The 13,575-nt window shown below is 68.7% G+C and carries 12 protein-coding genes; 8 read left to right on the top strand and 4 right to left on the bottom strand.

Annotated elements, in window-relative coordinates:
• Positions 1–103: 103 nt before the first annotated feature.
• The 6 genes from ACT3CF_RS14270 (at position 104) to ACT3CF_RS14245 (ending at position 6,322) form a co-directional block, all read left to right on the top strand.
• Positions 104–634 (top strand): DUF6438 domain-containing protein, encoded by a 531-nt coding sequence (locus ACT3CF_RS14270; protein WP_478423840.1) that lies wholly within the window; start codon positions 104–106, stop codon positions 632–634.
• Between the two features lie 83 nt (positions 635–717).
• Positions 718–1,761: a heat-inducible transcriptional repressor HrcA gene (gene hrcA / locus ACT3CF_RS14265; RefSeq protein ID WP_478423838.1), complete on the top strand. Its 1,044-nt coding sequence runs from the start codon at positions 718–720 to the stop codon at positions 1,759–1,761.
• A gap of 14 nt (positions 1,762–1,775) precedes the next feature.
• Complete coding sequence (gene grpE, locus ACT3CF_RS14260; RefSeq protein WP_478423836.1) at positions 1,776–2,342, top strand: nucleotide exchange factor GrpE; 567 nt, start codon at positions 1,776–1,778, stop codon at positions 2,340–2,342.
• Between the two features lie 319 nt (positions 2,343–2,661).
• On the top strand, positions 2,662–3,117 hold the full coding sequence (locus ACT3CF_RS14255) for a DUF1003 domain-containing protein (protein WP_478423834.1): 456 nt from the start codon (positions 2,662–2,664) through the stop codon (positions 3,115–3,117).
• 43 nt (positions 3,118–3,160) lie between these two features.
• Positions 3,161–5,908 (top strand): [protein-PII] uridylyltransferase, encoded by a 2,748-nt coding sequence (locus tag ACT3CF_RS14250; RefSeq protein WP_478423832.1) that lies wholly within the window; start codon positions 3,161–3,163, stop codon positions 5,906–5,908.
• Between the two features lie 18 nt (positions 5,909–5,926).
• Positions 5,927–6,322, top strand: coding sequence for a VOC family protein (locus tag ACT3CF_RS14245; RefSeq protein ID WP_478423830.1), 396 nt, complete (start codon positions 5,927–5,929; stop codon positions 6,320–6,322).
• Between the two features lie 219 nt (positions 6,323–6,541).
• Here the strand turns inward: ACT3CF_RS14245 and infC are convergent, their stop codons facing one another.
• The 3 genes from infC to ACT3CF_RS14230 form a co-directional block, all read right to left on the bottom strand.
• Positions 6,542–7,078: a translation initiation factor IF-3 gene (gene infC / locus ACT3CF_RS14240; RefSeq protein WP_478423828.1), complete on the bottom strand. Its 537-nt coding sequence runs from the start codon at positions 7,076–7,078 to the stop codon at positions 6,542–6,544.
• Positions 7,079–7,301: 223 nt separating this feature from the next.
• Complete coding sequence (gene thrS, locus ACT3CF_RS14235) at positions 7,302–9,293, bottom strand: threonine--tRNA ligase (protein WP_478424132.1); 1,992 nt, start codon at positions 9,291–9,293, stop codon at positions 7,302–7,304.
• 109 nt (positions 9,294–9,402) lie between these two features.
• A complete protein-coding gene (locus ACT3CF_RS14230) occupies positions 9,403–10,221 on the bottom strand; it encodes an LD-carboxypeptidase (protein WP_478423826.1) in 819 nt (272 codons plus the stop codon).
• Positions 10,222–10,289: 68 nt separating this feature from the next.
• Between ACT3CF_RS14230 and ACT3CF_RS14225 the strand changes: the two genes are divergently transcribed.
• Positions 10,290–11,705, top strand: coding sequence for a UDP-N-acetylmuramate--L-alanine ligase (locus ACT3CF_RS14225; RefSeq protein WP_478423824.1), 1,416 nt, complete (start codon positions 10,290–10,292; stop codon positions 11,703–11,705).
• Between the two features lie 84 nt (positions 11,706–11,789).
• Positions 11,790–12,008, top strand: coding sequence for a hypothetical protein (locus ACT3CF_RS14220; protein ID WP_478423822.1), 219 nt, complete (start codon positions 11,790–11,792; stop codon positions 12,006–12,008).
• A gap of 325 nt (positions 12,009–12,333) precedes the next feature.
• On the opposite strand, the gene ACT3CF_RS14215 is transcribed toward ACT3CF_RS14220, so the two are convergent.
• Positions 12,334–13,503, bottom strand: a complete 1,170-nt coding sequence (locus ACT3CF_RS14215; RefSeq protein ID WP_478423820.1) for a DUF2171 domain-containing protein — start codon at positions 13,501–13,503, stop codon at positions 12,334–12,336.
• Between the last annotated feature and the right edge of the window lie 72 nt (positions 13,504–13,575).

Raw genomic sequence — 13,575 nt, 5'->3', positions numbered from 1 at the left:
GGGAATCTCCATGAAAAGCCTTAAGCCCTGCCCGTAGACGCTGGCGCCGCCATGCGCCAGTATCGCCGCCCCGGCGACGGGCGGAAAGCGGGAAGGGAGCGACGTGCAGGCGAAGGCGGCAGGACGGAAATGGGCAGCGGCAGGCGCGCTGGCGATGCTGGCGGCGGTGGGCGGCTGTTCGCGCGGCGAACGTCCGGCGCCCGGCCCCGTGCGGGTGACGCAGCCCGAGCGCATCACCTATGAAACCGGGCCGTGCATGGGGGCGTGCCCGGTCTATCGCCTGACGATCCAGCCCGACGGCACGGGCATGTTCACCGGCATCCGCCACACCGCGCAGACGGGCAGTTTCGCGATCGCGGCGACCCCTGCGCAGGTGCGCGCCTTTGCCGAGGCGCTCGCCCCCTATCGTCCCGCGAGAGGCGACCGCCGCATCGTGCCCGGATCGCCCGAATGCAGCCAGGTGGCCACCGACCAGCCGAGCCTGACGATCCGCTGGAGCGGCGGCGCGGGCGGCGATCAGCGGCTGGAATATTATCGCGGTTGCGACATGGCGGCGAACGCGGCGATGGCCGAGGCGCTGGCCGGCGCACCCGCGCTGCTGCCGATCGCGGCGCTGATCGGCGAGGGGCAATGAGCGCCGCCGCGGCGACGCGATCATCGGCCGTCGGTTGCGGCGGCCCCGTTGTGGCGGCGGCGCTGCGCGCTAAATAGCATCGCATGATGACGCCGCCGATCCATGAGCTGACCGATCGTGCCCGCGACGTGTTCCGGATTGTCGTCGAATCCTATCTGGACACCGGCGCGCCCGTGGGATCGCGCACGATCTCGAAGATTTCGGGGCTGAACCTGTCGCCCGCGTCGATCCGCAACGTGATGCAGGATCTGGAGGAACTGGGGCTGCTCGCCGCGCCGCACACGAGCGCGGGTCGGATGCCGACCGACAGCGGGCTGCGCCTGTTCGTCGACGGGATGATGCAGGCGAACGAGCCGTCGGCCGAGGAACGCGCCGCGATCGAGGCGCGCGCGGGGCAGGGCGGGCCGGTGGAGGACGCGCTGGCCAACACCACCGCGACGCTTTCGGGACTGTCGGCATGCGCCGGGCTGGTGCTGGTGCCCAAGGCCGAGCCGGTGCTGCGCCAGGTGAGCTTCGTTCCGCTGAGCCGCGACCGCGCGCTGACGGTGCTGGTCGGCGTGGACGGATCGGTCGAGAACCGCGTGATCGAGCTGCCCGCCGGGATCGACCCGCTGGTGCTGCAGCAGGCGGCGAATTTCATGAGCGCGACGCTGGGCGGGCTGACGCTGAGCGCGGCGCGCGAGCGGATCGAGCGCGACCTCAACGCGCATCGCGCCGCGCTCGATTCGGCCGCGGCGACGCTGGTGCAGCGCGGGCTGGCGGTGTGGAGCGAGGACGGCAACCGCCGCCCCGTGCTGATCGTGCGCGGCCAGGCGCACCTGCTCGACGGCACCGCGGCGGAGGATCTGGACCGCGTGCGCCAGTTGCTCGACGAGCTGGAGGACAAGGAAGAGATCGCGCGGCTGCTCGACAGCGCGCGCGAGGGCGAGGCGACGCGCATCTTCATCGGATCGGAGAACAAGCTGTTCGCGTTGTCGGGATCGTCGGTGATCGCCAAGCCGGTGCGCGCGCTCGACGGGCGCGTGGTGGGCGTGGTGGGCGTGATCGGCCCCACCCGGTTGAACTATGCGCGCGTCGTACCCATGGTGGATTTCACGGCGGCCACCTTGGCCCGGTTACTAGCCTGAAGTACGAACGGAAGATGATGTCGAACGAACAGACCCCGAGCAGCGCCGAGCTGGACAACAACGCGCAGACCGCCACGGCCGAAGCCGAGGCCGCGCCCCAGGCGGATGCGGCGGCCAAGCTGGCCGAGATGGAGGCGCAGCTGGCCGAGGCGCGCGCGGCCGTGCTCTATGCCCAGGCCGAGACGCAGAATGTGCGTCGCCGCGCCGAGAAGGAGGCGCAGGACGCGCGCGTCTATGCCGCCACCGCCTTTGCCCGCGACGTGCTGTCGGTGGCGGACAATCTTGCCCGCGCGCTGATGGCGATCCCGGCCGAGCTGCGCGAGGACGAGAAGCTGAAGGGACTGGTCGCCGGAATCGAGGCGACGGGGCGCGAGCTCGAATCGGTGTTCGGGCGGCACGGCATCTCGAAGCTGGCGGCGCTGGGCGAGATGCTCGACCCCAATCGCCACCAGGCGATGATGGAAGTGCCGAGCGCCGACGCCGAGCCCGGCACCGTCGTCCAGGAAATCCAGTCGGGCTACATGATCAAGGACCGGCTGTTGCGCCCCGCGCTGGTGGGCGTGGCGAAGAAGCCCGACTGATCCGCCGATCGTCCCCGCGCCGCGGACGGGCATGTCGCCCGCCGCGCGCCCGCCGCGGGTGGGGGCGTCCCGTTTTTGCCCCGTTTTTGCATCGCGTGCGGGCGAGCGGCGCTTGACCTTTGCGCCCCGCGCGACCATTTGCGCCCCCGGACGCGGAACCCCGCGCCCTTTTTCCACAACCCCCGAGAGGGTCATGTCCAGCAACGACCATAGTCGATCGACCGTGCCGTTCCGGGCACCCGCGCCGCGCCGCTGACCCCCTTGCCGGAGTTGGCCTCGCGTCCCGGCCCGGAGCGGCCGGTCGACAGCGAGGTGTACGATGAATGCAGCGATCCGCTTTTTCGCCGATCTGCGCCGCCTGGGCGGCGTGGGCCGCGATCCCAACACCCTTTTCGATGAACGGCTGAGCTTCGGCGAGCGGCTGGCCGACCGGGTCGCCGCGGTCGGCGGCTCGTGGTCGTTCATCATCGGCTTCACGCTGTTCCTGCTCGCCTGGGCGGCGATCAACACGGTGGTGCTGGCGCGCCACGCCTTCGACCCCTTTCCCTTCATCTTCCTCAACCTGATGCTGTCGATGCTGGCCGCGTTGCAGGCGCCGATCATCATGATGAGCCAGAACCGCCAGGCGGCGAAGGACCGGTTCGAGGCGCGGCTGGATTACGAGACCAACCAGCGCGCCGAGGCGCAGATCGACCATCTCCACGCCAAGATCGACGCGCTCACCGCCGAGATCGCGCTGCTGGTCGCCGAAAGCGAGCGCCGCCGGGCGGGGTGAACCCGGCTGGCGCGCCCGCGCGCCAGCGCGTATCGCTGGAACCATGCCCGGTCGCTTCGATTCCGTCCCCAACCGCCGCGCCATCATCAACCGGCGCGAGATCGCCGATCGCCTGGCCGCGATCGACGGCACCGATCCCACCGCATTGCGTCGCGCCGCGACCGCGACGCTGAAGGCCGCGCTCGACGCCGGCCAGGCCGAGATCGCGCGGCGGCTGGCCGAGCATCCGTCGCGCGGGATCGAGACCGCGGCGGCGGGCGCGTTCCTGATCGACCAGCTGCTGCGGCTGTTGTGGGACTTCACGATCGACCGGCTGCACCCCAACCCCAACCCCACCGCCGCCGAGCGGATGACGCTGATCGCGGTGGGCGGCTATGGCCGCGGCGAGATGGCGCCGCATTCGGACATCGACATCGGTTTCCTGACGCCGTGGAAGGTCACGGGCTGGTGCGAGCAGGTCATCGAATCGATGCTCTATGCGCTGTGGGACATGCGGCTGAAGGTCGGCCATTCGTCGCGCTCGCTCGACGAGATGGTGCGCGAGGCGCGTGCCGACGTGACGGTGCGCACCGCGCTGATCGAAGCGCGCTATGTGTGGGGCGACACCGGGCTGTACGACGAGGCCGCCGCGCGCTTCAAGGCGGAGGTCCAGCACGACACGGCGCGCGCGTTCATCGCCCAGAAGCTGGAGGAGCGCAACGCGCGCCACAAGCGGATGGGCGACAGCCGCTACGTCGTCGAGCCCAATGTGAAGGAAGGCAAGGGCGGGCTGCGCGACCTCCACACGCTGTTCTGGATCGGCAAATATGCCTATCATGTCGGCGAGCCCGCCGAGCTGGTGGGCGCGGGGCTGCTGACCGCCGACGAATATCGCCAGTTCCGCCGCGCCGAGAACTTCCTGTGGGCGGTGCGGTGCCACCTCCACATCCTGACCGGCCGTGCCGAGGACCGGCTGACCTTCGACGTCCAGCGCGAGATCGCCGAGCGGATGCGCTATGCCGACCGGCCGGGCAAGTCGAAGGTCGAGCGGTTCATGCAGTTCTACTTCCTTCAGGCGAAGGTGGTGGGCGACCTGACCGGCGTGTTCCTGGCGCATCTGGACGAGAAGTTCGCCGCGCGCGGATCGCGCTTCGGCTTTCCGCAACTGTTCCGCCGGCCGCGCAAGCTGAAGGGGTTCCGGCTCGACCGCCAGCGGCTCGCGCTGCCGCATGACGGGTTTTTCCGCGACGATCCGGTGCGGCTGATCGAGCTGTTCCAGCTTGCCGACCTGCACGGGCTGGAGATCCACCCGCTGACGATGCGCGCGGCGGCGCGCGACGCCAAGCTGGTCGACGACGTCCGCACCGATCCGCGCGCCAACGCGCTGTTCCTCGACGTGCTCACCAGCCCGCGCGACCCCGAGACGGTGCTGCGCTGGATGAACGAGGCGGGGGTGTTCGGCCGCTTCGTTCCCGATTTCGGCCGCGTCGTCGCGCAGATGCAGTTCGACATGTACCACCATTACACGGTGGACGAGCATTCGATCCGCGCGATCGGGCTGCTCAACCGGATCGAGAAGCGCGAGCTGAAGGACGACCACCCGGTCGCCACCGAGATCATGCACCAGATCGTGTCGCGCCGCGCGCTGTACGTCGCGGTGCTGCTCCACGACATCGCCAAGGGGCGCGGCGGCGACCATTCGGTGCTGGGCGCCGAAGTCGCCGAGCGGCTGTGCCCGCGCTTCGGACTGACCCCCGCCGAGACCGAGGCGGTCGCGTGGCTGGTGCGCCACCACCTGCTGATGGCGGCGACGGCGTTCAAGCGCGACCTCGCCGATTTCAAGACGATCCTCGATTTCGCCGAGCAGGTGCAGAGCCCCGAGCGGCTGCGCATGTTGCTGGTGCTGACCGTCGTCGACATCCGCGCGGTGGGACCGGGGGTGTGGAACGGATGGAAGCGCCAGCTGCTCGGCGACCTGTACGAGGCGGCCGAGGAAGTGCTGCGGCTGGGCCACAAGCAGAAGGGACGCAGCGAGCGCATCGCCGCCAAGCAGGCCGCGCTCGCCGAGCGGCTGGGCTGGACGCCCGCGCGGATCGAGGCGCTGAAGAAGCGGCTGACCGACGCCTATTGGATCGCCGAGCCCGTCGACGTGCTCGAACGCAACGCACGCCAGATCGACGCCGCCGACGGCGCGCCGCTGACGATCGAGGCGGCGATCGACAAGGAGCGCGGCGCCACGCTCGTCACCGTCTATGCCGCCGACCATCCGGGGCTGTTCTATCGCATCGCGGGGGCGATCCATGTCGCGGGAGCGAACATCATCGACGCGCGCATCCATACGACGCGCGACGGCATGGCGCTCGACAATTTCCTGGTGCAGGACCCGCTGGGCCGGCCGTTCGACGAGGCCGACCGGATCGAGCGGCTGAAGGCGGCGATCGCCGACGCGCTCGCCAACCGCGCCAAGCTGACCGAACGGCTGAAGACGCGGCCGCTGCCGCGGCTGCGCGCCGATGCGTTCCCGATCGAACCCAATGTGCTGATCGACAGCAAGGCGTCGAACCGCTTCACCGTCGTCGAAGTCAATGCGCGCGACCGGCCCGCGCTGCTCTATCACCTGGCGCATGTGCTGTTCCAGGCGAAGGTGACGATCCATTCGGCGCACGTCGCCACCTATGGCGAGCGCGCGGTCGATACTTTCTATCTGACTGACCTGATTGGTGATAAGATCGTTTCCGCGTCGCGGTTGCGGACGATCGAACGACGCCTGCTGGAGGCAGCGGCCGGGGAGGAGACGACCCAGGCGGCCTGAACCGGGGAGGGACGACGGATGGGCGTGACCGGACTGGGCGGCATCTTCTTTCGCGCGAACGACCCCGACGAGCTGAAGAGCTGGTATCGCGAGATGCTGGGCGTCGGCGGCGGGTGCGGGACCGATGCCGCAGGCGCATCGAGCGACTGGTCCTGGTTTCCCGAAAGCGCGGGGCCGATCGTGTTCGAGCCGTTCCGCCGCGACAGCGACTATTTCGCAGCCGACAAGCCGTTGATGCTCAATTTCCGCGTGCGCGACCTCGACAGCCTGCTCGAGCAGCTCAACGCCGCCGGCGTGGCGGTGACGACCAACCCCGACTGGGATGCGCCGGAAATGGGGCGCTTTGCCCGCATCCACGATCCCGAGGGCAATCCGATCGAATTGTGGGAGCCGCCCGCGTCCGACGCCGACTGACCGCCGCCGACAGACCGGCGCCGGAGGGGCAGCGGCGTTGCCGCGCCCCGCGCCCCGATTCGCGCGGCCGCAGCGGGGCAGGGCCGCGATGCGAAGGTCCGCATGCAAAAGGGCCTGATGCAAAAGGCCCGGATGCAAAGGCCTGATGCAAAAGGGGCGCCGCGGCCATCGCCGGAGCGCCCCTGTTCGCAAGTCCCGATGCGTCGGGAAAGGCCGCGCTTATTTGGGCGCGAGCACCATCAGCATCTGACGGCCTTCCATGCGCGGATAGCTTTCGACCTTCGCGACTTCGGCGGCATCCTGCTGGACGCGGTGAAGAAGCTGCATGCCGAGCTGCCCATGCGAAAGCTCACGACCGCGGAAGCGCAGCGTGACCTTGACCTTGTCGCCTTCGCCGATGAACTTGTGGATCGCCTTCATCTTGACGTCATAGTCATGGTCGTCGATGTTCGGGCGCATCTTGATCTCCTTGATCTCCTGCGTCCGTTGCGTCTTGCGCGCAGCATTGGCCTTTTTCTGGGCCTCATACTTGAACTTGCCGACGTCCAGAAACTTGGCGACGGGCGGATCGGCGTTGGGCGACACCTCGACCAGGTCGAGACCGACCTCGCGCGCCTGCTCCATCGCCTCGCGCGTGTACATCACGCCGAGATTGTCGCCATTCTCGTCAATCACCCGAACCTTGGGCGACTGGATGAATTCGTTGAACCGCGGTCCGTTGAGCGGCATCTGCGGCGCCATCGGGCGCCGGGACATGGGAGGACGTATAGGACTTGCTCCTGTGCGTTATTGCCTATTCGTGCGCATAATAACGCGATTGCGCGCGTTACGGTAGCCCGCTGCAACAAATTGCGCGGAAAAACCCGCGGGCGTGGCGCCTGCGCAACCAAGGGACAGGCAGACTATATCGGCGCGGAACGGCGCCGGCGCAAGGGGAAGGACGCGAGCGCCCCTCCCCATGGCGGGGGAGGGGCGGGAATCAGGCGAGATCGGGTGCGGTCGCCTCGGCCGTGAGCCGCGCGATCGCCTCGTCGAGCGAGAGCATCGTCTGCCCCTGGCTGCCGAGCACGCGCAGCGCGACGGTGCCTTCCTCCGCCTCGCGCTTGCCGACGACGAGCAGGTTGGGAACCTTGGCGAGCGAGTGTTCGCGCACCTTGTAGTTGATCTTCTCGTTGCGCAGGTCGCTCTCGACGCGGATCCCGGCGGCCTTGAGCCTGGCCACCGCCGCGCGGGCATAATCGTCGGCGTCGGATACGATCGTGGCGACCACCGCCTGTACCGGCGCGAGCCAGGTCGGCAGCTTGCCGGCGAAATGTTCGATCAGGATGCCGATGAAGCGTTCGTAGGAGCCGAAGATCGCGCGGTGGAGCATCACCGGGCGATGGCGCTCGCCATCCTCGCCGATATAGGCGGCATCGAGCCGTTCGGGCAGCACGCGGTCCGACTGGATCGTGCCCACCTGCCAGGTGCGGCCGATCGCGTCGGTGAGGTGCCATTCGAGCTTCGGCGCATAGAAGGCGCCTTCGCCGGGCAGCTCTTCCCAGCCATATTCGGGCGTGGCGAGACCGGCGGCGACCACCGCGTTGCGCAGCTCGTTCTCCGCCTTGTCCCACATCTCGTCGGTGCCGAAGCGCTTTTCGGGACGCAGCGCGAGCTTGATCGCGTAGGTGAAGCCGAAATCCTTGTAGATCCGGTCGGCGAGCGCGCAGAAGGCCCGCACCTCGTCGACGATCTGGTCCTCGCGGCAGAAGATGTGCGCGTCGTCCTGGGTGAACTGGCGGACGCGCATCAGCCCGTGGAGCGCGCCGTGCGGCTCGTTGCGGTGGCAGCAGCCGTTTTCGTACAGGCGCAGCGGCAGGTCGCGATACGACTTGATGCCCTGGCGGAAGATCAGCACGTGCGCCGGGCAGTTCATCGGCTTCAATGCCATCCACTCGGCGTCGTTCGAGACGATCGGGCCCTCATCCTCGGTGTTGGGCACCTCGTCGGGGATGACGAACATGTTCTCGCGATACTTGCCCCAGTGGCCCGACTGTTCCCACTGGCGCGCGTCCATCACCTGCGGCGTCTTGACCTCGCGATAGCCGGCGGCGTCGATCGCGCGGCGCATATAGGCCTCGAGCTCGCGATAGATGCGGAAACCCTTGGGGTGCCAGAACACCGAGCCATGCGCCTCCTGCTGGAGGTGAAACAGGTCCATCTCCGCACCGAGCTTGCGGTGGTCGCGCTTGGCGGCTTCCTCCAGCCGCGTCAGATGCTCCTGGAGCTGCTTCTTGTTGAGCCAGCCGGTGCCGTAGATCCGGCTGAGCATCGCGTTCTTCTGGTCGCCGCGCCAATAGGCGCCCGACACGCGCGTCAGCTTGAACGCATCCGCCGCGACCTTGCCGGTGGAGGCGAGGTGGGGGCCGCGGCACATGTCGAGCCAGGCGTCGTCGCCCTTGCCGGCGCGGTAGACGGTGAGTTCCTCGCCCTCGGGCAGTTCGGCGGCCCATTCGGCCTTGAACGTCTCACCCTGAGCCTTCCAGCGCGCGATCAGGTCGGCGCGCGACCAGACTTCGCGGATCAGCGGCTGGTCGGCGGCGATGATGCGACGCATCTCCGCCTCGATCGCCGGCAGGTCCTCTTCGGTGAAGGGGCGGTCCTTGGGGGCGAAGTCGTAATAGAAGCCGTCGTCGGTCGACGGGCCGAAGGTGATCTGCGTGCCGGGGAACAGCTTCTGCACCGCCTCGGCGAGGATGTGCGCATAGTCGTGGCGCACGAGTTCGAGCGCGTCGGCCTCGTCCTTGGCGGTGACGAGCGCGAGGCTTGCGTCGCCCTCGAACGGACGGCCGATGTCGCGCAATTCGCCGTCGACGCGCGCGGCGAGCGCCGCCTTGGCAAGGCCGGGGCCGATCGCCGCGGCGATGTCCGCCGGGGTAGTCCCCGGGGCTACCTCGCGGACGGAACCGTCGGGCAGCGTTATGCGGAACATCTCGGACACGGGATCACTCGCTTTCATTGGAGAAATGGAGCCGGGCTTATGCCCCTGCCCGGGCGCGATAGGCAAGCGCCGGCAAGGGCGAAAAGCGCCCCGGCGGGGCTCAGGCGACCCCGAAGGGGACGATGCGGTTGCGTTCGACATGGCCGATCTGGGCGCGGCCGAGATAGGGCACGCCCATTTCGCCGCACCAGCGCACGATCATCGTTTCGATCGACTCGCCGAACGGGGGGTCGTTTTCCTGAATGTCGGTGACCTCGCCCAGCCGCACGCCGGCGATGCCGCGCAGTTGCGTCGCATGCGCCATCTGGAACAGCATCCGGTCGATCCGGTAGAGCGGTTCAGAGACCTCCTCGATCATCAGCACATGGTCGGTGAGGTCGGGCAGCCAGGGCGTGCCGATCAGCGCGTTGAGGATCGCGAGGTTGAACGCGACCGCCGGGCGGCCGTCGGCAAGGCTGGGCTCGAGCCCCTGGCGATCGCCTTCGATCAGCCAGCCGAGCACCCAGCCGGTCGATTCGCCCGCATCGTTGATGCCGAGGCTGCTCGCCATCGCGCCATGCGCCTGGCGCCCGATCCGCCGGGCATAGAGCGCGGCGAGCAGGAAGCCCATGTCCGAAAAGCCGACATAGGTCTTGTCGCGCGCCGCCGGGCCGAGTTGCGGCATCACCTGGTGCAGGATGCGGTTCGAGCCATAGCCGCCGCGCGCGAACCAGATCGCGTCGAACGCGGGATCGTTGGCGAAATCGAGGAACGCCTGGGCGCGCACCGCGTCCGGCCCGGCGAAATGCCCCTCGGACAGATAGCATTGCGGGTGAAAGACGATCTCGTGCTGGGGATAGGTGAGCGCCATCAGCGCCGAGAGACGCAGCGAGCCCTCCCTGCTGACGGGCCGAGCCGGTGCCACCACGCCGATACGCATTCGCCATTCCCCGCATGATCCCGGCAGAGCCTTGCCCCCTGCCGCCAAAGCGCCGATAGCCCGAGGCCATGGAGCACGGCAAATCCTACTTCTTCGTCGGCATCGGTGGTTCGGGCATGATGCCGCTGGCGATGATCCTTGCGGCGCGCGGCGCGACGGTCGCGGGATCGGACCGCAGCCTGGACCAGGCGCGGCTGACCGCCAAGTTCGACCATCTCCGCCGGCTGGGGATCGCGCTGTTCCCGCAGGACGGCAGCGGCATCACCAGCGCCGACCAGATCGTCGTCGCATCAGCGGCGGTCGAGGCGAACGTGCCCGACATGGTCGCCGCGGCGCAGATCGGCGCGGCGCGGATGACACGCGCGGAACTGCTCGCGCGGCTGTTCGACGCGGCCGAACTGCCGATCGGCGTGGCGGGCACCAGCGGCAAGTCGACGGTGACCGGCATGATCGGCTGGCTGCTCCACGCCTGCGGCCGCGCGCCGACGGTGATGAACGGCGCGGTGATGAAGAACTTCGCCGCGCCCGACGCACCCTTTGCCGGCGCGCTGGTGGGGACGGGGGCGCCGTTCGTCAGCGAGGTCGACGAAAGCGACGGGTCGATCGCGCTCTATCATCCGCGCATCGCGGTGCTCAACAATGTGAGCCTCGACCACAAGTCGCTCGAGGAGCTGCGCGCGCTGTTCGGCGGGTTCATCGGGCGCGCCGCGGTGGCGATCGTCAATGCCGACGACGCCGAGAGCGCGGCGCTGGCGGCGCAACTCCCGCCCGGGCGCGTGCGGCGCTTCGCGATCGACGCCGCGGCCGATTATCGCGCCGAGGCGATCGAGCCGGCGCCCTTTGCCGTGCGCTTCGTGCTGGTGACCCCCGACGGGGTGCGGCGGCCGGTGGCGTTGCAGGTGCCGGGGCGCCACAATGTCCAGAATGCGCTCGCCGCGCTCGCCGCAGCCGACGCGGCGGGGGTGCCGCTGGACGAGGCGGTGGCGGCGATCGCGGGCTTTGCCGGGCTCAAGCGCCGTTTCGACGTGGTGGGCGAGGCCGGCGGCGTGACCGTGATCGACGATTTCGGGCACAATCCCGAAAAGATCGCCGCGACGCTCGATACGCTCCACGCCTTTCCCGGGCGGTTGCTCGTGCTGTTCCAGCCGCACGGCTATGGCCCGTTGAAGGTTATGCGCGAAGAACTGGTGGCGATGTTCGCGAAGCGACTGGCGCCCGAGGACCAGCTGGTGCTGCCCGATCCGGTCTATCATGGCGGAACGGTGCGGCGGGAAGTCACGAGCGCCGATATCGTCGGCGATATTGTTGCGGCCGGCCATGCGGCACGCCATATCGCCGATCGCGATGCGGCATTACTTTCGCTGTTGCAAGTCGCGAAGTCCGGCGACCGCATCGTCATCATGGGCGCACGTGACGATACGCTGAGTATTGCAGCCGCTGCAATCGTCGAACGACTTCGCGAATCATCACGATCATCTTGTTGATTATTCGCAGGTGTTGATGTAAAAATCGATGGGCGACCCTGTTGGTCGCTGGCGCGCAACGCCATCCGGTCATGGGGTTCGTGTATGTCGATTCTCCAGCTCGTCGCCTGTGCTTGTGGAAAACATCATCGTGATCGGCGGCGGGCCTGGTTCGACGGCAAGCAGTTCCGTTCATGGTGCACGGGATGCGGCGCGCCGATGTTTCGCGATTTCGATGCGTGGCATGTCGATCGCAGCCCCGAGGCGCGCAACCTTTCCGCACCGGCGGATGCCGAGGGGATCGGCAGCGTCGAGGCCGCCTGAGCCCGGCCCGCGACTTGGTCGCCGGGCGGAAAGGGGCGGACGCCGCCTTTGCGGGGTAGCGGGCGCAGCGTTGCGGGCGGGGCATCCTGCGCGGTGACGATGCCGGGCGGCGCCTTGCCCACGGATCGACGCGGACGCGGGCGAAAAGCGGCCGGCGACGCGGATGTGGGCGCAACGTGCCGGGAGGCGTTCTGACGGCGCGTCGAGCGCGTCGCGGCGGCTCCCCGGCTGCGCGGCATATCGTGATCCGCCCGCGGCCGCCCCGAGCGGGGCTCGAGGCGGCGTTGGGAGGAAAGGGGTGGCCGCCGCGATCGGCGGCCGGGGCTCAGTAGGTGCCCGAGAAGCTGCGGTTCAAATTGCCGCCGGTCGACCATTCGCCCTGCTGGCGGTCGCGGTCGCCGGTCCGCTCGCCGCCGATGCGGTCACTGGTGGCGCGCTCGCCGTCCTCGCCGAACAGCGCGCCCGCGCGTTCCTCGTCACGCCAGTGCGCCTTGGCCTCTTCGGCGGTCTTGCGCAGCGTCACCTTGTCGTCGACCGACTGGATCCAGCGCGACGGGATCGAGTGGTGGTGCCCGCCCGAGTCGGTATCGCTCTTGGTCAGGATGATCCGGTCGCCGCGCACCTTGTCGACCGTGCCGACATGGCTGCCGTCGGACCCGACGACGTCCATATGCTCCTCGACCTTGCGCAGGCTTTCGCGCTGGCCCTGACGGTCGGTGCGCCAGTTGTTGAACTCGTTTTCGAACCGCTGGCTGTTTTCCTGACGATATTCGTCATAGTCGCGGTCGAGCTCCGCGATGCGCTGGCGGCGCCACGAATGGTAATGATTGTCGCCATGGCCTTCGCTGCGCGAACGGGATTCGTCATAGCGCTGGTCCATCAGGCGACGACGTTCGGCATCCTCGTCGCCGAACCACGAGCGGACCTCGTCGCCGGCGCGTTCGAAAAAGCCGCGGTCGCGCGGATCGTTGCGCCGGTGCGCGGCGTCATGGCCCCAGTCGCGGCTGCGCTCGCGATTGGGGACGTCGTCGCGCCAGCCGCCGCGATACTGGGCGCCATAGCCGCCATAGCCCGCGGCGCCGCCCGAGCCGTAACCTTGTCCGTAGGCGCCCTGGCCATAGCCGCCCTGGCCATAGCCGCCCTGACCATAGCCCCCGGCGCCGTAGCTGCCCGGCCCATAGCCGCCGAACTCGTCCTGATCGCGGCCGCCAAAACCGCCATAGCCGCCGCCATAGCCGCCCCGGCCATAGCCCTGGCCGCCCTGGCGATAGCTGCCGCGCTCGCGGCCCTCGCCGCTCCACTCGTCGCGCCCGCGGCCGCCGCGGCCACGCCAGCCATCGTCGCGATCGAATGCGCCCGCGGCGGCATAGTCACGCGCGCTCGAATAGCTGTAGTTGCGGCCGGAGCCGAAATCCTGACCATAATCCTGATCGAATCCGCCGCGCGTTTCATCGCGCTGACCGTAACGATTGGTGCGGTCGTCCATGTCGATCATCTCCTGCTTGACTTTACGTCGGGGCCGTCTTGTCCGCCATTGCGGGCGGCGACAGCCTCGATCGTCTGAGCG

It is taken from the genome of Sphingomonas chlorellae, from assembly GCF_056485145.1.
This window is presented reverse-complemented; position numbering and strand designations above follow the sequence as displayed.

Bases quoted from the DNA above. Each gene is read 5' to 3' on its own strand.
- hrcA (WP_478423838.1), top strand. From the start codon at position 718: ATGATGACGCCGCCGATCCATGAGCTGACCGATCGTGCCCGCGACGTG.
- grpE (WP_478423836.1), top strand. From the start codon at position 1,776: ATGATGTCGAACGAACAGACCCCGAGCAGCGCCGAGCTGGACAACAAC.
- ACT3CF_RS14255 (WP_478423834.1), top strand. From the start codon at position 2,662: ATGAATGCAGCGATCCGCTTTTTCGCCGATCTGCGCCGCCTGGGCGGC.
- ACT3CF_RS14250 (WP_478423832.1), top strand. From the start codon at position 3,161: ATGCCCGGTCGCTTCGATTCCGTCCCCAACCGCCGCGCCATCATCAAC.
- ACT3CF_RS14245 (WP_478423830.1), top strand. From the start codon at position 5,927: ATGGGCGTGACCGGACTGGGCGGCATCTTCTTTCGCGCGAACGACCCC.
- infC (WP_478423828.1), bottom strand. From the start codon at position 7,078: ATGTCCCGGCGCCCGATGGCGCCGCAGATGCCGCTCAACGGACCGCGG.
- thrS (WP_478424132.1), bottom strand. From the start codon at position 9,293: ATGTTCCGCATAACGCTGCCCGACGGTTCCGTCCGCGAGGTAGCCCCG.
- ACT3CF_RS14230 (WP_478423826.1), bottom strand. From the start codon at position 10,221: ATGCGTATCGGCGTGGTGGCACCGGCTCGGCCCGTCAGCAGGGAGGGC.
- ACT3CF_RS14225 (WP_478423824.1), top strand. From the start codon at position 10,290: ATGGAGCACGGCAAATCCTACTTCTTCGTCGGCATCGGTGGTTCGGGC.
- ACT3CF_RS14220 (WP_478423822.1), top strand. From the start codon at position 11,790: ATGTCGATTCTCCAGCTCGTCGCCTGTGCTTGTGGAAAACATCATCGT.
- ACT3CF_RS14215 (WP_478423820.1), bottom strand. From the start codon at position 13,503: ATGATCGACATGGACGACCGCACCAATCGTTACGGTCAGCGCGATGAA.